The organism is Robertmurraya sp., assembly GCF_036676585.1.
Lineage (GTDB): Bacteria > Bacillota > Bacilli > Bacillales > Cytobacillaceae > Robertmurraya_A.
Genome location: NZ_JAKFCQ010000023.1, coordinates 1 through 20,974, shown reverse-complemented (window position 1 = coordinate 20,974; position 20,974 = coordinate 1). Strand labels below are relative to the sequence as shown.

Below are 20,974 nucleotides of genomic sequence, written 5' to 3'. Positions count from 1 at the left end.
AAATCCGGCTATTGAGCCGGATTTTTTATTTGCGAACTTCCCCCATCAAGGAAATAAATAAACCAAAACCGAACACTAACATGGATGAAGCCATAATACTAATGCTAATAGAAAGTGTATAACTCATTGTGATACCGCTTTCAAAAAAGCTGTATAAAAATAACAATGCCCCTAATACTAATCCAAATTTTGCAATGGTACTAATTGGACCTAACGCTCTACGTTGCATTTCATTCATATTATTTCATCCCCTTTATTTATATTTTAATAAAGTTCACAAATTTGTCAAATATTTTTTGAAAATTAGACACATTTAAGCCTTGTCTTACTTAATAATTACATTCTTATGAATGTTTTTCCCCTTCACTCGCATAAGATGTACAAGTTATCCCATTTGGACAATCCTAGTGAGTGGAGTGATCATGTGATTTACCTAAGTTATATCGTTCTTGGCTTAACACTGGCTGCCCCGATTGGACCTGTAAATGCAGCAAGATTAGATAAAGGTTTAAAAAATGGGTTTTGGCATTCATGGGCTGTTGGAGCTGGTTCGATGATTGCAGATGGAATATTTATGTTAACCGTGTATATGGGCATTGTACATTTTCTTGACAATCCATTAATCCAGGTTTTTTTATGGCTTTTTGGAGGATTTATTCTTATTTATAGCGGGATTGAAAGTATTGTGACTGCTAACAAGTTCACCTTTGACTATCAGCGCAATAACGAATCCATTTTTCGTTGCTTTCTGATTGGATTTATCATGTCTATTTCAAGCCCTCTTTCTATTTTGTTTTGGCTTGGTATTTACGGATCGGTCCTGGCAAAAACAGCATCAAGCTTCGGAACAACTGATTTACTTCTGTATAGTTCCATGATATTTCTCGGACTTGCTCTATGGGATGTATTTGTTGCTGGTCTTACTAGCCTTTTTCGGAAGTGGCTAAGTTTGAAGTACATCATTTTCACCTCTATCCTCTCAGGAGTATCGTTATTAGGGTTCGGTCTTTATTTTGCGTTCCAAGGGATAAAGGTATTATTTTTTCAGGAGTAACTACATATGATTTCGAAATGAGGATTCAAAGGAAATTAACCATTAGGAAGGACGGTGAATCACTTGAAATTTCCTCCTATTTTATCCGGTCCGATTTTGAGAAGAGTAGATGAATATCAAATTAACATTTGGCTAGCAACCTCTAAGAACTATGAAATAACAGCAAGCCTTTATATCATTGATCAAAATCATAAAATCCTTCCCATTTCAGTTAAAAACCACAAACTTCGATTAGGAAAACAACTTTATATACACCTAATAACAATCAATCCATTAAAAAACGTCTTCCCCACCGATCAATTATTAGGCTATAATTTATTTTTTTCAAAGGGCAACCATACATTTGACTTACAACAGCTAGGATATTTAGATCATAAAAGTCCTTCTCGGATCGTTTATTCTTCTTTAAAATACCCGTCCTTTTTTATAAAAAGCACGGAATCCTCCTCGTTCTTGTATGGCTCATGCAGAAAAATACATGGAAAGGGCGAGGATTGCCTTCTTATGGGAGATAAACTACTGGAAAAACATCAATTATATCCTACAAAACGTCCAGCAGCTCTTTTTTTAACGGGTGACCAAATTTATGCCGATGATGTTTCAGAACATCTCTTTCCATTTATACGCAAAATCGCAGGGACATTGATGGGATACGAGGAAGACTTACCTGCTATAGATGAACGAATAACAAACTACACTAATAGAAAACAGATTTCTAAATACGTTTGTAAATTTACGTCAAGAAAATCTAGTAATCACTTATTTACTCTCGGAGAATATTCAACTATGTATTTGTTAAGCTTTGGTCCAGTCCTCTGGAAGGATATTCTGCCTCAATTAAGTAATACCTCCAATAATGCAGACATTATAAGCTTTGCAAACTCTACATTTTCAACTCAAAGACTACTAGCAAATATACCAACGTATATGATATGTGATGATCACGATATTACAGATGATTGGAATATAACGAAAAAATGGAAGGAAAATGTGGAGAACTCTCCACTTGGAAAACATGTCCTTGCCAATGCCTTAACAGCCTACTTTGCCTTCCAAGGCTGGGGAAATGACCCCTCTCGTTTTTCAAGTGACTTCTTCCTCCCTTTAACTGAGTATGTAAAGAACAACCCCTTCAATTTACACACTTATAAAAGCTGGATCAACTCAATAATTGGTTTTGGACCATGGACATACATTGCACCTACTAAACCAAAAGTGTTATGTTTAGATACACGTACAAGCCGAGAATGGAGTTATTATAAGAATCAGTCAAATAGGTGGATACCTCCTTCTACTTCTGGCCCTGAACTAGTCAATGAAAAAGGCTGGACTTTTGCTACAACCAAATTACTTGAAAGTGGTTGGCGGAAGAAAGATCCATTAGTCATCGTTTCCCCTGCCCCACTGTATGGCATGGAGGTAATCGAATCTTTCCTTGAAAAGTATATTTCTCCTTTAAGAAATAAAGGGATACCTGTGACCACTTCCTTTGATTTAGAGGCATGGAGAATGAACGGAAAAGGCGTGTATCATTTTTATGAAGTGCTTATGAAATTGGATCCCTCTGAAATAACAATTCTATCAGGAGATGCTCATATGGCATCTGCGATAGAAGTATGGACACAATTCGGTAAACAAGAGGAAATCAAACTACTCCAACTTACAAGCAGCCCATTAAAAAATGAAACCTTTAGAGGCGTTTCTGGATTAGCACTAAAAGCAGCCATTGTTCTTTATACCATTTTTCAAACAGAAGACTGGATTGTGCGTGTTTGTGACGAGAAGCAAAATTTCCATTACGATTCAATTGCTGAAACCAAAGCAGTAACATTAGCTGAAAGTATTCATTACCTATATGTAAATAAAAAGAGCATTACCGAGTTATCGAATAATCTAGGCTTAGTATCTTTTACGACAGGTCAAACATATCATCAACTTTTAACAGCACTTGTAACAAAAAAGGATGAAGCATAACCGCTTCATCCTTTTTTTAACTATAGGGGAAGTAACTCAATTGTTTCTCTATTCTTCAGATCATCTACCATTTGTACCCACTGAGCAGGTTTATTTGATAACACACTGTAATAAGTCGTAATAAAATCAACCACTAACTCTGATGAAATCTCTCCAAGCTGATCATCTAATGGCATAAAGCATAAATCAAGACCGGCTACCGCTTCCCCATCATTTTTCCAAGATGGGTGCACATATGTAAAGTTTAACTTTTTGTATCCAAGATGGGAAAGTACTTCCCTTCTTACAAACGGATCCATTGCTTTTACTCCACCAAATTCGAAATCACCGCGCTGATAAGGATCATAAATCTCAGCAAACATTCCGAACAGTTCTTTCCCATTTTCTTTAGCTAATGCAGTTAGGTCCTTTAATCGGTTTTGAGCTAGAAAGCGTCCTAAACTTAGACCTTGGCGACCAATAATTGTAAAGTCTGTCATTGCAATGTTCCAATTCGGATAGTAACGATATTCTGTTGAACCAACCACATCACCGTTATGTACCGCAACAAACACACGAATACTTGGATCTTCTAAAGGCTCCTTCCATAATTCAAACTCTAACACCTCTTCAGGTGGGAAAACTTCCTTCATTAACTCATGCATTTTAACAAACAAAGGATCTTCAATGCTTGTAATACGAACGTAATCCATTCCTGTCACTCCTTATTAAAAATTTATTTCCAGTCAGTATAAAGATCTATTCTACGATCGCGCCATGTCGTAACTGAGCCCTTTTCCCTCACTTCATAAAGAAGGTCTAAATCAAGGTCAGCGGTAACGATCATGTCATCATTAATTTCCCCCTGAACCATAATCCCTTGTGGTGGAAACGGAACATCATTTGGTGTGATAACCACCGCTTGACCGAAATTGCCACGCATAAAGTCAACTGTCGGCAAGGACCCCACTGTTCCAGTAAGTACGACATAGATTTGATTTTCAATGGCTCTTGCATGGCTTGTATAGCGTACACGATGAAAACCGTGACGGTCATCTGTACATGACGGGCAAAAAATTACATCAGCCCCTTTTGCTTTTGCCATTCGAACGATCTCAGGAAACTCTATATCATAGCAGGTAAGCATCGCAATTCTACCTTTATCTGTATCAAACACTCGCAGTCCATCCCCAGCAGACATATTCCATTCTTCCACTTCTGTAGGAGTAATATGAAGCTTCGCTTGTTCTTCTACACGGCCATCTGGGTAAAACAGGTGAGCAACATTAAAGAGCTTACCCTGTCTCTCTAATACATGCGTTCCCCCAATGATATGCATTCCTGTCTCTGAGGCAAAATTTTTGAATAAATCTATATATTTTTCTGTAAACTTAGGAAGGTCATTTATGGATAAAGCTTTGCCACTTTCATCACCGATGGATAATAGTTGGGTTGTAAAAAATTCCGGAAAGAGTATAAAATCCGAACCAAATTCCTGTGCTGTTTTTATGTAGTGCTCACATTGAGCGGCAAAATCTTCAAATGATGAAATCGTATGTAAGTGATATTGAACAGCAGACACTCGATATTTCAAAAAGCAGCAGCTCCTTTACTGATCATATATCAAATAGTATGGATGAAATTTTAGAAAATCACAACTTTCACGCTCTATTAATTGTTATTATTTATAAATCATAAAAAGTATCTTTACAGACCTTCATGAAAGTGCTAATTTATTAATAGTTTTATAAAGACAGTGTATACAAGAAAAACATAGGTGATTAGGAGTTTCGTAAAGAAGAAGAGGTGAATCTATGGACAGCCAAATCATTCGTTTTATTAGAGAAAGCTACAGCATGACCCAACGAGACTTTGCAAAACTTGTTAACTGTAGCTACTCACTTATCGCCTTAGTTGAACTAGGAAAACGCAATGTTACTAAAAATCTTGAAAATAAGATTGCAGAGGCACTTGATCTCGATCAAAAGCAAATTGAATCCATATCACTAATTGTTAAGGAAATGGGTAACGGTCTTCCTCCATTTATGTAATACACAAATAAACAGTGGCTTCCTCCCAGAAGCCACTGTTTTTATTTTATTGTTGTTGAAATTGTACTTGGTGCAGATTCGCAAATAATCCACCTTTTTCAATTAATTCATCATGAGTACCTTGCTCAGCAATTCCTTCTTCTGTAACAACGACAATTCGATTGGCATTTCGAATCGTTGCTAATCGGTGGGCAATGATAAGTGTCGTGCGATTTTTTGCAAGCTCAGATAGAGCTGTTTGAATAATCATTTCCGTTTCCGTATCAAGTGCTGACGTTGCTTCATCTAAAATTAAGATAGGTGGATTCTTTAAGAACATTCTAGCAATCGCGAGTCGTTGCTTTTGTCCTCCTGAAAGCTTCAAGCCTCTTTCCCCTATTTGTGTCTCGTATCCATTTGGCAATGAAGCAATAAAGTCTTGAAGATGAGCTCGTCTCGCTGCATCTTCAATTTCTTCCTGACTGGCATGTAATTTTCCATAAGCAATATTTTCTCGTATTGTACCTGTGAAAAGAAACACGTCCTGTTGCACAATACCGATATTAGATCGAAGAGAATTTTTCGTCATGGATCGAATATCAATGCCGTCTATAGAGATTGCCCCACTCGTTACATCATAAAAACGAGGAATAAGTGAGCAAATCGTTGTTTTTCCAGCTCCTGAAGGACCAACGAATGCAACCGTTTCACCTTTATTTATTTGTAAATTAATACCTTGTAAAATGGATTTTGAGCTATCGTAATGGAAATTCACATCCTTGAAGCGAATATTTCCCTTTAATTCGTCCATCTCAATAGCATCATTTTGATCCAAAACATCTGGAGTTGTGTCAATCAGTTCCAAAAAGCGTTTGAACCCTGCCATTCCCTTTGGATAAAGCTCCATAATCGCACTGATTTTATCAATTGGCTTAAATAGAACATTCACATACAAAATAAAACCTACAAGCTCTCCATACGTTAGTTCCCCTGAGAAGCTTAGCCATGCCCCATAAACCAACACAATCAGCACAAAGAAACGAGTCATCATATAAATGCCTGATAAACTAAAAGACATCACTTTATAGGCAGATAGTTTTGATAAACGAAAGCGTTCATTATTTGATTTAAATCGTTTAATTTCAAAAGCTTCATTGGTAAATGATTGTACAACCCTTGCTCCTGAAACACTATCCTCTACCCTTGAGTTTACATCTGCAATATCATTATACATATTACTCCACGCTTTATTCATGCGAAGATTACAAAATGTAATTAACCAGATTAATAGAGGCACCATAAACACAGCAATCAGCGCCAGCTTGACATTAATAGTTAGCATAATCCAAAACGCACCAATAAATGTCATACACGCAATAAAGATATCCTCTGGTCCATGATGTGCCAGCTCTCCAAGGTCAAATAAATCGTTTGTTATTCTACTCATGATATGACCCGTCTTTGTATTATCAAAGAATCGGAAAGACTGTCTCTGAACATGGGTAAACAGCTGTTGTCTCATATCTGTCTCGATATTAATTCCTAGCATATGACCTAAGTAATTGACGATGTACTGTAAAAAAGTCGAGATAATATAAAATGCTAGCAATCCTAAACTGACAGAAAGAATCATTGACCAGTTTCCACTAGGCAAAAGGGAATCAATAAACCATTGAACAGCGAGCGGAAAAGCTAGCTCTAATAATGCAACAATTACAGCCGCAGTAAAGTCAATCGTAAACAATTTTTTATGCGGCCCATAATAAGTAAAAAATCGGCGAATCATAGATCGTCTCCTTATACAATAACTTTTGGATATTATTTCTAGATACGAATTATTATAGAATAAGACTATTGACATAGCAACGAAAAAAGAGAGCATAATAGCTCCCTTCACATTTAATTTAATTCTAATTCTGAAATGAATTGATAGTTTTCTAAACTGTATGAACTTATTTTCGAATGAGATAGGGCATAAAGTTGTTTATCAATATATACCAGACGTTGAATTTCATTATCCCATTCTTCATACAGTTCTTTCCCCTTCATATGAGAGATCTTTGACTTCAAGGAGAAACCTTTATCGAGGCTTACATTATATACATAAGCACCTTGGAAAATAAATTTTTGCTCGTATTCATTTCCTTTTACACTTTCATATACATTAATCGGAAAAGCAAAGAGGCCATTTTCCCTTTTATATAGCAGAGCTTTATGATCATAGTTTAAAGGTGAATACGTCCCTCTGCCCCCTATGATCTCTGTAAACTTTTCTTTCGGATTGCTAACATCGGTTATATCAAATAAGGAAAGTTTGACACCCTCTGTTAATACTCTAGGCTCCTTATCTCCCTCCATAGTCACTAGTTTTGTATCGTAACCAAAACCAATAATATGATTCTCGTCGTAAGGATGCAGATAATTACTGAATCCTGGTATTTTTAGTTCACCAAGAATCGTTGGATTACTTGGCTCTGAAGCATCAATGACAAATAAAGGATCTGTTTCTTTAAAAGTTACAATGTATATGCGATCCCCCATAAACCTTGCTGAGTAGATTCTTTCACCTTTTGCAAGATCAGAAAGCGCACCGACCTGTTTTAAATTTTTATCAAATACGATCAAGTGGTTTTTGGAAGGCTTGCTTTCATCCCAACTATCTCCTTCGGTTGTTGCTATCCGGAAATAACCATTATGTTCATCCATGGAGAATTGATTTAGAACTGTACCAACCACCTCTGTACTGCCTTGAAAAGTAACCTCTAACTGATTAATCCCAAATTTATATATCATTGTCCTTGGTGTGAACGCTTCCTCTCGCTCATCTGCTGATCTCCAGTTCATAAGGGCTAAGTAGAGGTTCTCTTTCGACATATACAACTGACCTCCACTCCCCAAATAAGTAGTAATTTTCGCTTCCTGGGAAGGTTCAGCAAGGTCAAAAGCAGCAATAGTGGTATAATTTGCTTCCTTTGATCCAGGAATATATTGAATTTCATCATAAGATACAGAGGTTGCTTCCTCTTTATTTACAGAATCTGAGTATCTTGGACGTAAATCAACTTCATCCCCATCTTCCAATAACCAATATTGTGGAAAGTGATTCGCTATTAAATAAACCTTACTCCCTATCTTTCTAGCACTTGAAAGATATCCTTCCAGCGATATTTCTCTTTCTAAAATTGGCTTTGTTGGATCCTTTACATCGTAAACAAGTGCCCTTGTCATTTCATTCATAGGTGCATACAAACTATCTGCCGCTACTTTTTTTTCGGCTGTATTAGTCTCATAACTATAACTATAGCCGATTATTAATAACTGGCCTTTATCCAAGAACAATTGTGAAGGAGAAAATGTCTGTTGAAATTGTATGGACGCCACATGCTCCATTTTTTCAGCTGATTTGGCAGAAATAATATTTACCCTACCATCTACTACTTGATATATATATTCACCGTCTGTTTTAACAATATCTGCTTCATCAATTCCTTGAACTTGAACATTTGTACCTGAGACCTCTTGGCCACTTGCTTTTGAACTTGTGTCAGAAGCAGCATTATCCATGGAGGATTCCTCTGAAGCTTTATCTTCTTTTATAGCAGTAAAAAACTTTTGATTTTGTTTTTCTTCTTTAATAATTTGATAAAAATACTTGTTTAACTGCGCTTTATCTTCGATAACGGGAAGAGTACCGTTAACCATCTCACCCTCGAGTTCATTTCCTGATCCATACTTTGCTGCAAGACGTGCTTCTTTTGTGTAAATGGCAATCGATGCCAATAACAATCCAAGTAGAATAGAGAGTCCAATAACCCATTTTCTTTTCATAGCAACCACCTTTCTGAAAAACAACTCTTTATATGATTGGACTCCTATGGTTACAAAAAGGTTACAAATTCAAAATATGAAACAAAAAAGTGCGTTTGACCTAGGTTACTTGTCCAACCACCATGACCTTTTCTTCATAGGATAAATAGACAGTAATACAAGCTGTTCACTTTTTAAGTGGAGGTGAAAAGAATGGGCGAAAGCTATAACGGAGGATTTAACAACGGATTTGCTCTACTTGTTGTATTGTTTATCTTGTTGATCATTGTCGGTGCTTCTTATTTTAACAACTAATAATTAACTAAAAAATACCTTTGCTTAACTGGTTTGCTTCTAACAAAAAGCCTTGCTTCTACTTATGAAGCAAGGTCTTTGTTATTTAATCTATAAATTTTAATTACATGTGTAACCAGTACTTTAACTATTGAATACACCGGGATAACAAAAATAATCCCCAACAACCCCATTAAATTTCCTGCGGTTAAAATCAGAACAATAATCGTTAAAGGATGAATATTCAAGCTTTTCCCCATTACTTGGGGCGAGATGACATTGCCTTCTACTTGTTGAGCAATCACTGTTATGATGGCAACATAGACGAGCATGATGGGATCTTGAAATAACGCAACAAAAAGGGCAGGAATTACAGCTAAAAATGGCCCTAAAAAAGGTATGACATTCATTAACATTGCAAACAGTGCTAAAACTAATGAATAATCAAGTCCAATAATTAAATATCCAATATATAGTAAGATTCCAACACATAAGCTTACGATTAATTGCCCTTGAATGTATGTAGAGATGGTTCTATCTGTTTCTTTTAAGATTTGTAATACATCTTGTTGTAAATCCTTTTTAAAGAAACTTGCCACTCTTGGTGCAAAATTGTTGCTATCCTTTAACATATAAAACAGGATAAATGGAACTAGCACCAAATAGAAAATGGTATTAATAAATCCTCCAATAAATCCAAAGATAGAAAAAATTCCATTGGCAATATTACCGGTATTGTTTTTAATTTGTGTCTCCAGCTGATTGCTTCCATCAATTATAGCCTCTTGAATAAATTCAGGAAATGTATCACGATTTTCTTGTATATATTTAATTCCGTCAACAACCGAAGTAACCATGCTTGGTACATTGTTGATAAAAAGGTCTAATTGATCAGAGATGATTGGTCCAATCAACCGTATGAAGCCATAAAAGACTAGTGTAATAGCTAAATACGCAGAAAGAATTGCCATCCATTTTGGAACCTTTTTCTTCACCAACCAAAATATTAGAGGCCTGCATAGGTAAAATAATATTCCTGCAACTACAAATGGCAAAAATATCGTCTGTAGCAATACGATGAGAGGTTGAAATAAGAAGGCATTTTCTCTAACTAATAAAGAAATAATTAGTATGAAGATAATAGCGATCATCGCCTGAAACCATTTTTTATTTGTTAATGACATTTTACACTTCCCCATAATAGATATAGATATATATTTGATGATAACAGGAAATGAAATAAATGCCAAACTTTTCTAACTTATGTTTTTACTACATGTAAATTTCCATTAATGGCAAATGTAATGCGACCCGTCTCCTCTGAAACTACAATCATTATAGCGTCTGTTAACTCAGATAATCCCAATGCCGCTCTATGCCTAGTGCCGAGCTTTTTACTTTGAAGCGTTTGATTACTTACAGGTAAAATATTTCCTGCTGAGTGAATAAAATCATTTTGAATTAGAACAGCCCCATCATGCAATGGGTTCCCAGGATAAAATATGGTTTCTAGAAGAGTTTGACTGAATTTCGCACCGATTATGACTCCGTTGTGTAGAATTTCTGTTAATGGCTGCTTTCTTTCAACAACAATTAATGCTCCGTGCCTTTTTTCTGAAAGTTTGGATGCAGCCTTTGCAATTTGGTTGTACTCCGTTGTATATGGTGATAAGTATGATTCTAAATAATAAGAGGATGCAACAGTTTGAGCGTCAGAAACCAGCTTAAGTAAAAGATCGAACTCAGAAAGAATACAACAATCTTCTTCAGAAATAGTGTCTTGAATTGATTTTGTTTTCTCCTGTATGGTAGACAACATAAGCTTTACATCCTGTTGAAATCGTTTTTGTTCATACAACTTTCCCACCTCCTACAACATATTAGTGAAATAAGAGACGCCCTAGTAATTATTACTAAGGCTAACTTTTAATGCACATATTTTTCATTCCCCACCATTTCTCTTTCGAAACGTTGTATCAGTAAATCCAGACCTTTTTTCAGTTCTCTCCCCTCCATTGGCTTTCCATGGCCAGTATAAATGAGCGTAGGGTTAAGGTTCTGTATTTTCTTTATCGAATCAAAAGACTGATCCCAATCTTGAGTAAAATATGCTGGTGGAGCATGAATCTCTTTCTTTTGCGTTAAAACAGCTAATGCCGACTCCTGCTTCACGGTAATCAGTGCGTCACCCGCGATTACGACACGGTCCTTTTCACGAAACAATGAAATATGGCCTTCTGTGTGTCCAGGTGTATGAATCCAGTTCCAACCAGGCATTTCCGGAATGGAACCATCTGTTGGAAGCAACCGTATATATTGCTGAATATTAATCGCTTTTCTTGGATAAAGAGGTGATAACAATGCCATAAGCCCTTTTTCTATGAACGGATGTGGTGGTGGATAATCTTTTTTACCTGTTACATACTCTTGTTCCTGCTCATGAATATATACAGGTACCTGCCATTCATTTAATAAGTAGGAAAGACCACCAACATGGTCAAAATGAGCATGCGTCAAGACGGTTGCAATTGGTTTCTTACCATCACCTAATACTTGTTCAGTAAAATGTTTAATATAACTTCCTGAGAAAGGGACGCCTGCATCAATTAAAATCCAATCGTTTCCCTCAGCTCCACATCCACCTACTAGTGCTATATTTGCAATAGCTGTACGATAGCCGAAGATGTCTTGCGTTATCTTATTTCTTCTTGCATCCAAGTTCATTCACCTCCTAACATGATTAGGATGTGGTAGTTTCACTATATTCATGTTAGGAGATTGATTACAATTTTTTATGATACGTCTGCAGTTTTGGATGCTTGAACTAAATGCTCAATTTCAGTTAATTTCTTTTCATGGAAGTATTGGACAATTTTACTGCCAACAACCACTCCATCGCAGTAAGAACCTAATTCAACCACCTGTTCAGGAGTGGATATCCCAAATCCAGCAAGCACTGGGATAGGACTTACGCTCTTTATATCCTTTAAGTATTCGGAAACACTATTATTAAATTCTGTACGAGCACCTGTTATTCCTGTAACTGTGACCGCATATAAGAAACCTCGACCTTTCTTTGCGATTTCTTCTATTCTTTCAAGTGGGCTTGTTAATGTAACAAGACGTATTAACTCAATATTTGCATCTTGTAAGTGAGGAGCAATTAATTCTTCCTCTTCAATAGGCAAGTCAGGAATAATACAGCCGTCTATTCCAGCCTTAACCGCGTCATGAATAAACGAACCAATTCCGTAAGCATAAATCGGGTTCATATAAGTCATTAGAATAAGTGGGGTTGATACAATTGGACGTATGGTTTGAATCGCTGACAATACTTCCTTTAAGGTTGTACCCGATTGTAATGCTCGAATCCCAGCTTCTTGAATAGCTGGTCCATCTGCTACTGGATCTGAAAAGGGAATTCCAATTTCTATTGCCGTTGCTCCGCAATTTTCTAAAAAGATCAATTGGTCCATTAACTGATCTAATCCTCCGTCCCCTGCCATCAGATACGGCACAAATGCCTTCCTATTGTTCTCTTTTAGGCTATGGAACGCCTTTTCAATGCGATTCATTATTACAATGCCTCCTTCATATTTGCTTGAATAGTTTGTACATCTTTATCTCCACGACCTGAAAGACAGACAACAATGGACTCATTTTCTGTCATTGTTTTCGCATGTTTTATGGCATATGCTACTGCATGTGCGCTTTCAAGAGCAGGAATAATTCCTTCAAGCCTACACAACAATTTTAATGCTTCTAATGCTTCATGATCAGTAATGCTTTCGTACTGTACTCTTCCGATATCTTTTAAGTAACTATGTTCTGGCCCAACTCCAGGATAATCTAAACCAGCAGAAATGGAATGAGCCTCTTGAATTTGCCCAGCATCATCCTGTAACAAATACATAAGAGCACCGTGTAATACTCCTGGCTTTCCTTTTGTTAGTGAAGCTGCGTGCTGCTCCGTATCTACACCATGACCAGCAGCTTCTACACCTATTAGCTGTACTTCACTATCCTCAATAAATGGATAAAACATCCCCATCGAGTTGCTCCCACCACCAATACAAGCTACAATTGCTTCTGGATTTTTATCAAATTTCTCATTATATTGCTGCTTCGTTTCCTTTCCGATCACACTTTGAAAATCTCTTACCATCATCGGAAAAGGGTGTGGTCCCATTACAGATCCTAAAATATAGTGAGTATCTGTCACATTTGAAACCCAATAGCGCAGTGCTTCGTTACATGCATCCTTCAGCGTTCGGCTTCCAGAGGTAACAGATACAACCTTTGCACCTAGTAACTCCATTCGAAACACATTCAGTTGCTGTCTTTTAATATCTTCCTCTCCCATAAATATAACGCATTCCAGATTTAATAAAGCACAAACCGTCGCAGTAGCTACCCCATGCTGACCAGCACCGGTTTCAGCAACAATTTTCTTTTTTCCCATTCTAACTGCTAACAGCGCTTGACCGACCGTGTTATTAATTTTATGAGCGCCTGTATGGTTTAAATCCTCTCTCTTTAAATAGATTTTTGCACCTTTCGCATGCTTGGATAAATTTTCAGCAAAATATAAAGGTGTTTCTCTCCCTACATACTCTTTTAGTAAGTAGGCTAGATCCTGTTGGAAGCTTTCATCATTTTTTGCTTCCTCATAAGCCTTGCCTAGCTCTAAAACTGCTTGCATTAACGTTTCTGGTACAAATCTACCACCGTATATACCAAAATGGCCTTTTTCATCCGGCATTACATATGTCGTCATTTACAAATCTCCCCTGTTCCCATTTTCACTTTCTTAAGAAAATGAATCATTTTCTCATCATCCTTTTTGCCGTTCGTCTCCACTCCACTACTAACATCAACCATATATGGCTGAAGTGACTGAATAGCTAACGAGACATTATTGATATTAAGCCCACCTGCTACGATAAGCTTCTTCCCTTTTATAGCCATTGAGTCCACAACCTCCCATGGAAACGTCTCCCCGTTACCACCTCGGTATTTTCCTTTAGGACTATCTAAAAGAATATATTCACATGGATATTCCTGAATTTTCTCACAATCCTTCTTTGATGATACACCTAATGCCTTGATCACTGGTACTGAAAATTTTTTACAAACATCAGGATTTTCATCTCCATGAAGCTGAACCACTGTTAATCCTGTTTTTTCAACTATATCTTTGATGGTATCTACATTCTCATTTACAAACACACCAACTTTTAATACATGAGCTGGAAGGGTGTCAATAATGGTTTTTGCTTGTTCAATCGTTACCTTTCGTTTGCTTTCTGCAAAAACAAAACCAATTGCATCTGCTCCTGCTTCTACAGCAACCTTTGCTGCATGTATGTCGGTAATTCCACATATTTTTACTTTCAATTAGAAGCCACCCTTCTTAACGGAAGCTTCATCGACCGTAATGCTTCTTCCGGCTTTTCATGCCTCATAAACGTTTCACCTACTAAAATACCTGAAGCACCAGCCTCAACCACTCTTCTTACATCCTCTGTAGTTGCGATACCACTCTCACTTATTAAATATCTATTGGACTGAATAATTTTAGAGGCTAATCTTTCTGTTGTTGCTAAATCGACTTCAAATGTTTTTAAGTTCCGATTGTTTACACCGATTAAGACGTTTTCAGTAGTTAACACTTTTTCTAATTCTGCCTCATTGTGTACCTCCATGAGTACCTCAAGACCTTTGCTAGTGGCGTAATGATATAACGAATGCAAAGTCTCTAAATCTAACGCAGCAGCTATTAACAAAATAAGATTAGCACCCGCATGCTTTGCGTAATCAATTTGAATAGGATCAATAATAAAATCTTTGCAAAGAATAGGTGCCGTGATCGTCTTTCTCACTTCTTCCAAGTCTCGGAAATCTCCTTTAAAGAAAGTACGATCTGTCAAAACACTTACTGCATCGGCACCTGCTTGAACATATTGTAGTGTCTGTTCAGACGGATCACATTCTAAATTAATTGGTCCTTTGGAGGGAGATGCTCTTTTGAACTCTGCAATAATTTTCACTTCTTCCGCTTGTTGTAACTTTTGAATAAAAGACACATGCTTCCTGTCAACTTCCTTTAACACTGGTTGTTCTTTTAAAATAAGTACTTCCTTCTGTTTCTCAGCAATAATCCTGTCAAGAATCGTCTCCATACTTACACGACTCCTTCCTTTTTGAATTTTTTCCCTTTTGTAATTAGACTTTCAAGCTTCTGTTTCGCCGAACCGCAATCAATACTCTCTTTTGCTTTTGCGATCCCTTCTACAATGGAATTCGCTTTTCCACTTGCATAAATCCCAATCCCTGCATTGAACAACACGGTATCTCGGCAGGCTCCTTTTTCTCCATTCAGAACAGATAATAAAATTTCCCCATTTCTCATGGCATTTCCACCGATAATTGCTTCGTTAGGGTAAGAAGATAAACCAACCTCTTCAGGGGTAATTATCTTTTCTGAAATCGAACCGTTATCAACAATGATTAAATGATTTTCCCCTTGTAACGATGCTTCATCCATAAATCCTGCACCGTTAATTACAACAGCCCTTTTTCTTCCTAGGGTATGAAGAACCTCACCAAAGGTCTGAAGCAAATCTCTTCTATATATTCCTAGTAATTGATAATCAAGTTCCATTGGATTTGTTAATGGTCCAATTAAGTTAAATATCGTTGGTATTTTTAACTCTCTTCTCACTTTCATAATGTTTTTTATTTTCGGATGTACGTGTGGAGCAAATAAAAAGCTAATCCCAACATCTTCTAAACATTCTTCTGCTTCTTCAGGGGTTAAGGTTAAATTAATACCTAAATACTCTAGAACATCAGCACTTCCTGTTTTACTAGAGATACTTCTGTTTCCATGCTTTGCAACTGGAATACCAGCGCCAGCAATAACAAATGCAGAGGTAGTGCTTACATTGAAGCTTTTCGAACCATCCCCACCTGTTCCACAATTATCCATTACATTCTCCACTTTTTTGGTAAAGGTGAGTGATTTTTCCCGAACTGCCTGAACTAAACCAGCAATTTCCTCCACCGTTTCTCCCTTTGTCTTCAATCCGATAAGAAATGCAGCAATTTCACTATCAGTTACTTCGTCGGAAAAAATTTTCCTTACTGCATCTTTCATCTCTATTTGCGACAATGACTTGTTTTCAGACAGTTTTTGTAGATACTCTCTCATTTAGAAACTCCTCTCCAATTGATGTTAGGAATGCTTGAATTAGGTTTTTTCCACTTTCTGTCCCTACTGATTCAGGATGAAATTGAAACCCATATAAAGGTGCCTCTTTGTGTTTAATCGCCATAATCTCGCCATCATCAATGGAAGTAGCAAGTACTTGTATCGTGTTTGGAAGTGTCCCTTTTTCAATAACAAGGGAATGATATCTCATTACCTCCAAAGGTTCTTCAAATTCTTTAAAAAGCTCTGTCTTCTCATGAGAAATCTTCGAAATTTTCCCGTGCATAATTTCTTTTGCTTTTGAGACCGTCGCGCCAAAGGCATGACCAATTGCCTGATGTCCTAAACATATGCCAAGGATTGGGATCTTTGTGTATAACTGTTGAATGACTTCAATACATATCCCAGCTTGTTCAGGGCGTCCTGGTCCTGGAGAAATCACAATTGCTTTTGGAGATAGCTCAATAATGTCTTCTACTGTGAGACTATCATTTCTTTTTACTACTATTTGTTCTCCCAGTTCTCCTAAATATTGATATAGATTGAAGGTAAAGGAATCATAATTATCAATTAGTAAAATCATTTTTCAACCTCCAAGAAAGCTTTCATTTTGTGAATGGTTTCTTCGTATTCTTTTTCTGGAACCGAATCATACACAATTCCTGCCCCAGCTTGGATATATGCCTTGGAATCCTTAACCACCATTGTTCGAATAGCAAGAGCAAAGTCGATATTTCCGTTAGCAGAGTAATAACCGACTGCTCCTGAGTAAATGCCCCTCTTGACATCCTCAAGTTCGTTTATGATTTCCATCGCCCGAATTTTTGGTGCTCCAGAAACGGTACCTGCCGGTAGGCATGCAATCAATGCATCGATTGGATGATAACTGCTCAACAACGTTCCTTTTACTTCTGACACAATATGCATGACATGCTTGTATTTCTCGATATCCATGTACTTGCTGATCTGCACACTACCAAATTCACAAACTCTACCTAAATCATTTCGACCAAGGTCAACAAGCATTCGATGCTCAGCTAATTCTTTTTCATCTTGAATCAATTCCACACTCAGTTGCTCATCTTCCTCCGGAGTTTTCCCTCTTGGCCTTGTTCCTGCAATTGGATTCGTGTAGACCGTTTCCCCGACTGCTTTCATCAAGCTTTCCGGTGATGCCCCTGCAACCACATAATCTTCAAAATCAAAATAATACATATAAGGAGAAGGATTTTGAACTCTAAGTTTACGATAAAATGAAAATGGATCACCCTGTATTGTTGCTCTCATCCTTTGGGAAAGGACGACTTGGAATATATCACCTTCTACAATGTACTCCTTTGCTTTTTTCACTCTGTCAATGAACTCTTCTTTTGAGATTGACGCTTCATAGGAAGAAATGGAAACTGGTGAAGGTGCTTCTTCCCTTTCGTTCAAAATCTGATTTTTTGTTTCTTCGACCAAATCTTTTATATCCTCCAGAGAAGATTGTTCGATGATCGGAATCCCAACTATGAAAACCTTTTGAGTCAAATGGTCAAAAACAACGATTGTTTCAAATAATAGAAAATGAACTTCTGGGATGATCATTTCGTCTCTCGGTATTTCACCGATTTCCTCGTAATAACGAACGATGTCATAGCTTACAAAACCTGCAGCTCCACCAATAAAAGGGATTTCTTTCATGAAGTCATTTTCAATATTCGGTACAATCTTTTTCAGCACCTCTAGAGGGTTAGCTCTGAGGGTTTCACTGATTTGTTTTTTTATAAGTATCGTGTTATTTCCGCTGCCCTTTAGCTCCACTGCAGGATTAGCTGCTATAAAGGAATATCTGCCTGAGTGCTCGTGCTTTAACGAGCTTTCTAATAAACATTTCTTCACACCTTTGAGTCGCTGAAATATAGAAATGGGTGTTAACGTATCACCAAGAATTTCTTCAATAATAATGTTTTGAACATTGGCGTTCATGGTTTTTCCCTCCTTATAAATAAAAAAAGTCCCCTATACGTATATATCTACGTATAGAGGACGATTATCATCGTGGTGCCACCTCAGGTTCAGAGCATACATGCTCCCTTAAGTTCCTTGTAACGGTGGAATTCCGTTGGTCCCTACTCCACGTTCAAGACCACTCTCATAAGTCCATTCAGCCAAGGGTTTGATCGGTTCTCAGCAATCCCGACTCTCTGTGTCAAACAAACTTGGCTTACTACTCTTAATCGACGATTTTCTTTTATGAAATACAAAAAGGGCTTCTCTCCTGAAAAAGGACGAGAAACCCGTGGTGCCACCTTTATTAGCTAAATTTATTAGCTCACTTTACAGATATCTTTGCTTACCAAGAAGCAACAAATATCTGTCTCTTGTAACGATGAGACTTTCGCCAAGGCCTACTACTATAAAGGTTCGGTTTGGAGGCTCCGAAGTCCATTCCCTAATACTTCCACACTGATTTGCACCAACCATCAGCTCTCTAAAGTTTCTGTAAAAGGTACTACTCTTCATCAACGCCGTAGTCTTTAATTGTTTATTATCATATAAGATTTACCTAAAAAAGTCAACAATAAAAACTGAAAATTTTTAAAAATGAAATTAAACTGTTTTTGCTAACAGTTTTTCTACATTCTCTCTCCACACATGTGCCAATTCATTAACTTGTAATAAGTCTTTTAAACCCTCTCTATTTTTCTTATCATGAAGAAAAATTTGATTGGCGTAAAGGATAGAAACTTTTTCTTGGGTCCTTTCTAACAATTCAAGCTTCCCTTCATTGTGTACGGTTCCTTCCTGCAGCACCTTAAAGAAATAACCAGTATAGTTTGTCTCGACAATTCTTTTTAAAAAGAGATCTATATCATTGAACTTTGAAATTTTGGAGCAAGGAACACGACCTTGTGTGACTTGAACAACTGCATTCCCAAGGGAGTATACATCTCCTATGTAAACATCCTCTTCAAGCATACCTGTTACACAAAGGTTTTCTCCTAGGGCTGGTGGGGAAAGCTTTACACCAAACTCCTTTTCCCATTGCTTATAATGTTCAAAAGAATAAACGCATACGGCCCGCTCTGGTCCCCCATGGTACTCTAAACTTGCAACACCATCTCCTACAAAGCCATCTTTTGTTAACTCGGCTACAGAAATCTTTTCTTTTCCAATTCCTGAGCTTTCGTTTTTCCCTTTCCACATAAAAGTTTTCGGCTTACCAACACTAAGCGTTATTATTTCTCCCATCATGTCACCCCATACACTTCATATGATGATACATATTTTAGCCTACAATGTTTGGAAAATCCATTTTTATGTAATGAAAAAAACTCATGAGTTTTGATTGTTAGGTCCATATTATAGTTATGCGAGTAATCACCTAATTAGGTGAAAAGGTCCCTTTCTTATAAAAAATGAATGAAGGCGGGTCGAAATGTCAAATTCTTATAAATCTAGAAACGGGAAAAAATATAAGGAAAACAAAAAGAAGGGTGATGGTAAACACCATAATCAAAGATGGGCGGTGCTTTCTTTATCATCTATTCCTCTCGTTATGACACTTGGTAACTCCATGCTGATACCGGTACTTCCCGTTATGGAAAAGAAAATTAATATTTCTCCCTTCCAAACAAGTATGATTATTACCGTTTATTCAATTGTTGCTATATTACTGATCCCAATCGCCGGCTATCTTTCTGACCATATCGGGAGAAAAAAGGTGATAATTCCAAGTCTATTCATTGCAGGTATCGGGGGGCTTATTTCTGGATGGGCCTCTTGGAAGATGGCTGATCCTTACTGGATTATTCTAATTGGTAGGGCTCTGCAAGGTGTTGGTGCAGCAGGTGCCTTCCCTATTGTTATGCCTCTGATTGGAGATATGTTTAAAAGTGAGGAAGAGGTTAGTAGCTCTCTTGGAGTGATTGAAACATCAAACACTTTGGGGAAAGTATTAAGCCCTATCCTTGGTGCTTTTTTAGCAAGTTTTTTCTGGCATCTCCCATTCTGGGCTATCCCTGCATTTTGTATCATATCTATTCTTTTAACTCTCTTTCTCGTTCAAAATCCGAAAAAGAGAACCGAACCAATTCCATTTAAAAAGTTTTTCCAAAAGGTGAAGAAAATCTTTATTCAAGATGGCCGTTGGCTCTACACCGTATTTATTGTTGGAGTTATTCTCATGTTTGTTTTATTTGGAATACTATTTTACCTCTCAGATATATTGGAGAAACAGTATAATATTAAAGATGTAAAAAAAGGATTGTTTTTAACAATCCCACTCGGAGCACTATGCCTTGCTTCGTATATAACAGGTAAAATGATTAAGGAAAATAAAGTTTTGATGAAATGGATTACGTTTGTTGGAATCGTTTTACTGGTGATTAGTACGGCTTCTCTAAGCTTTTCTGATAATTTATGGTTTATGATATCAATGTTTACCATCGGTGGCATTGGAATAGGCGTTGGACTTCCTTGCTTAGATGCGTTCATTACAGAAGGAATCGAGATGGAGGAGAGAGGCACGATTTCCTCTATCTACAGTTCAATGAGATTCATTGGTGTAGCAGCGGGACCACCTATTATGGCAATTCTTCAAAAACATCTGCAAAGTTCCCTATTTTATATACTAGCTGG

21 protein-coding genes and 2 other annotated features are annotated in these 20,974 nt (G+C 37.1%); of the genes, 5 read left to right on the top strand and 16 right to left on the bottom strand.

What is annotated here, in order from left to right; genetic code table 11:
* Positions 1 to 25 precede the first annotated feature (25 nt).
* Complete coding sequence (locus ACGLXV_RS01720; protein ID WP_119708753.1) at positions 26 to 238, bottom strand: hypothetical protein; 213 nt, start codon at positions 236 to 238, stop codon at positions 26 to 28.
* Between the two features lie 186 nt (positions 239 to 424).
* Between ACGLXV_RS01720 and ACGLXV_RS01715 the strand changes: the two genes are divergently transcribed.
* A complete protein-coding gene (locus ACGLXV_RS01715; RefSeq protein WP_391557253.1) occupies positions 425 to 1,054 on the top strand; it encodes a LysE family translocator in 630 nt (209 codons plus the stop codon).
* Between the two features lie 504 nt (positions 1,055 to 1,558).
* Positions 1,559 to 3,028, top strand: a complete 1,470-nt coding sequence (locus ACGLXV_RS01710) for a metallophosphoesterase family protein (RefSeq protein WP_391557252.1) — start codon at positions 1,559 to 1,561, stop codon at positions 3,026 to 3,028.
* Positions 3,029 to 3,048: 20 nt separating this feature from the next.
* Here ACGLXV_RS01710 and ACGLXV_RS01705 read toward each other — a convergent pair whose 3' ends face one another.
* Together ACGLXV_RS01705 and ACGLXV_RS01700 are read right to left on the bottom strand one after the other, a co-directional pair.
* Complete coding sequence (locus ACGLXV_RS01705) at positions 3,049 to 3,720, bottom strand: GNAT family N-acetyltransferase (protein WP_119708756.1); 672 nt, start codon at positions 3,718 to 3,720, stop codon at positions 3,049 to 3,051.
* A 23-nt stretch (positions 3,721 to 3,743) separates the two neighbouring features.
* Positions 3,744 to 4,601: a carbon-nitrogen hydrolase family protein gene (locus tag ACGLXV_RS01700; protein WP_391557251.1), complete on the bottom strand. Its 858-nt coding sequence runs from the start codon at positions 4,599 to 4,601 to the stop codon at positions 3,744 to 3,746.
* A gap of 220 nt (positions 4,602 to 4,821) precedes the next feature.
* On the opposite strand from ACGLXV_RS01700, the gene ACGLXV_RS01695 reads away from it, so the two are divergent.
* Entirely contained in the window at positions 4,822 to 5,058 is a 237-nt protein-coding gene (locus tag ACGLXV_RS01695) for a helix-turn-helix domain-containing protein (protein WP_119708758.1), read from the top strand.
* Between the two features lie 46 nt (positions 5,059 to 5,104).
* Here the strand turns inward: ACGLXV_RS01695 and ACGLXV_RS01690 are convergent, their stop codons facing one another.
* Positions 5,105 to 6,823, bottom strand: coding sequence for an ABC transporter ATP-binding protein (locus ACGLXV_RS01690; protein WP_391557250.1), 1,719 nt, complete (start codon positions 6,821 to 6,823; stop codon positions 5,105 to 5,107).
* A 113-nt stretch (positions 6,824 to 6,936) separates the two neighbouring features.
* Positions 6,937 to 8,865, bottom strand: coding sequence for a beta-propeller domain-containing protein (locus tag ACGLXV_RS01685; RefSeq protein ID WP_391557249.1), 1,929 nt, complete (start codon positions 8,863 to 8,865; stop codon positions 6,937 to 6,939).
* A gap of 192 nt (positions 8,866 to 9,057) precedes the next feature.
* On the opposite strand from ACGLXV_RS01685, the gene ACGLXV_RS01680 reads away from it, so the two are divergent.
* Complete coding sequence (locus ACGLXV_RS01680) at positions 9,058 to 9,159, top strand: YjcZ family sporulation protein (protein ID WP_391557248.1); 102 nt, start codon at positions 9,058 to 9,060, stop codon at positions 9,157 to 9,159.
* Positions 9,160 to 9,221: 62 nt separating this feature from the next.
* Here the strand turns inward: ACGLXV_RS01680 and ACGLXV_RS01675 are convergent, their stop codons facing one another.
* The 11 genes from ACGLXV_RS01675 to ACGLXV_RS01625 form a co-directional block, all read right to left on the bottom strand.
* Positions 9,222 to 10,322: an AI-2E family transporter gene (locus tag ACGLXV_RS01675; protein WP_391557247.1), complete on the bottom strand. Its 1,101-nt coding sequence runs from the start codon at positions 10,320 to 10,322 to the stop codon at positions 9,222 to 9,224.
* Positions 10,323 to 10,399: 77 nt separating this feature from the next.
* A complete protein-coding gene (gene cdaS, locus ACGLXV_RS01670) occupies positions 10,400 to 11,005 on the bottom strand; it encodes a sporulation-specific diadenylate cyclase CdaS (RefSeq protein ID WP_391557246.1) in 606 nt (201 codons plus the stop codon).
* A 59-nt stretch (positions 11,006 to 11,064) separates the two neighbouring features.
* Entirely contained in the window at positions 11,065 to 11,856 is a 792-nt protein-coding gene (locus ACGLXV_RS01665) for an MBL fold metallo-hydrolase (RefSeq protein WP_240390586.1), read from the bottom strand.
* A gap of 74 nt (positions 11,857 to 11,930) precedes the next feature.
* Positions 11,931 to 12,713 (bottom strand): tryptophan synthase subunit alpha, encoded by a 783-nt coding sequence (gene trpA / locus ACGLXV_RS01660; protein ID WP_119708763.1) that lies wholly within the window; start codon positions 12,711 to 12,713, stop codon positions 11,931 to 11,933.
* Positions 12,714 to 12,715: 2 nt separating this feature from the next.
* Positions 12,716 to 13,915, bottom strand: a complete 1,200-nt coding sequence (gene trpB, locus ACGLXV_RS01655; protein WP_119708764.1) for a tryptophan synthase subunit beta — start codon at positions 13,913 to 13,915, stop codon at positions 12,716 to 12,718.
* The gene (locus tag ACGLXV_RS01650; RefSeq protein ID WP_391557245.1) at positions 13,912 to 14,535 is read right to left on the bottom strand and encodes a phosphoribosylanthranilate isomerase; all 624 of its coding nucleotides are present in this window, start codon (positions 14,533 to 14,535) and stop codon (positions 13,912 to 13,914) included. Before ACGLXV_RS01650 ends, trpB begins: the two co-directional genes overlap by 4 nt.
* Complete coding sequence (gene trpC, locus ACGLXV_RS01645; RefSeq protein WP_391557244.1) at positions 14,532 to 15,320, bottom strand: indole-3-glycerol phosphate synthase TrpC; 789 nt, start codon at positions 15,318 to 15,320, stop codon at positions 14,532 to 14,534. Before trpC ends, ACGLXV_RS01650 begins: the two co-directional genes overlap by 4 nt.
* Positions 15,321 to 15,322: 2 nt before the next feature.
* Positions 15,323 to 16,351, bottom strand: a complete 1,029-nt coding sequence (gene trpD / locus ACGLXV_RS01640) for an anthranilate phosphoribosyltransferase (protein ID WP_391557243.1) — start codon at positions 16,349 to 16,351, stop codon at positions 15,323 to 15,325.
* A complete protein-coding gene (locus ACGLXV_RS01635; RefSeq protein WP_119708768.1) occupies positions 16,323 to 16,934 on the bottom strand; it encodes an anthranilate synthase component II in 612 nt (203 codons plus the stop codon). The genes trpD and ACGLXV_RS01635 overlap by 29 nt, the downstream gene beginning before the upstream one ends.
* Positions 16,931 to 18,319 carry an anthranilate synthase component I gene (trpE, locus tag ACGLXV_RS01630; protein WP_391557242.1) on the bottom strand — a complete coding sequence of 463 codons (1,389 nt, stop codon included), beginning with the start codon at positions 18,317 to 18,319 and terminating at the stop codon, positions 16,931 to 16,933. Before trpE ends, ACGLXV_RS01635 begins: the two co-directional genes overlap by 4 nt.
* Before the next feature lie 53 nt (positions 18,320 to 18,372).
* Positions 18,373 to 18,583: a binding site (T-box leader), on the bottom strand.
* A 31-nt stretch (positions 18,584 to 18,614) separates the two neighbouring features.
* Positions 18,615 to 18,868 (bottom strand) — a binding site (T-box leader).
* Positions 18,869 to 18,943: 75 nt separating this feature from the next.
* Positions 18,944 to 19,585, bottom strand: a complete 642-nt coding sequence (locus ACGLXV_RS01625; RefSeq protein ID WP_391557258.1) for an MOSC domain-containing protein — start codon at positions 19,583 to 19,585, stop codon at positions 18,944 to 18,946.
* A 187-nt stretch (positions 19,586 to 19,772) separates the two neighbouring features.
* Here ACGLXV_RS01625 and bcbE point away from each other — a divergent pair.
* The coding region (gene bcbE, locus ACGLXV_RS01620; protein ID WP_391557241.1) for a bacillibactin exporter BcbE at positions 19,773 to 20,974 on the top strand (1,202 nt) is incomplete at its 3' end.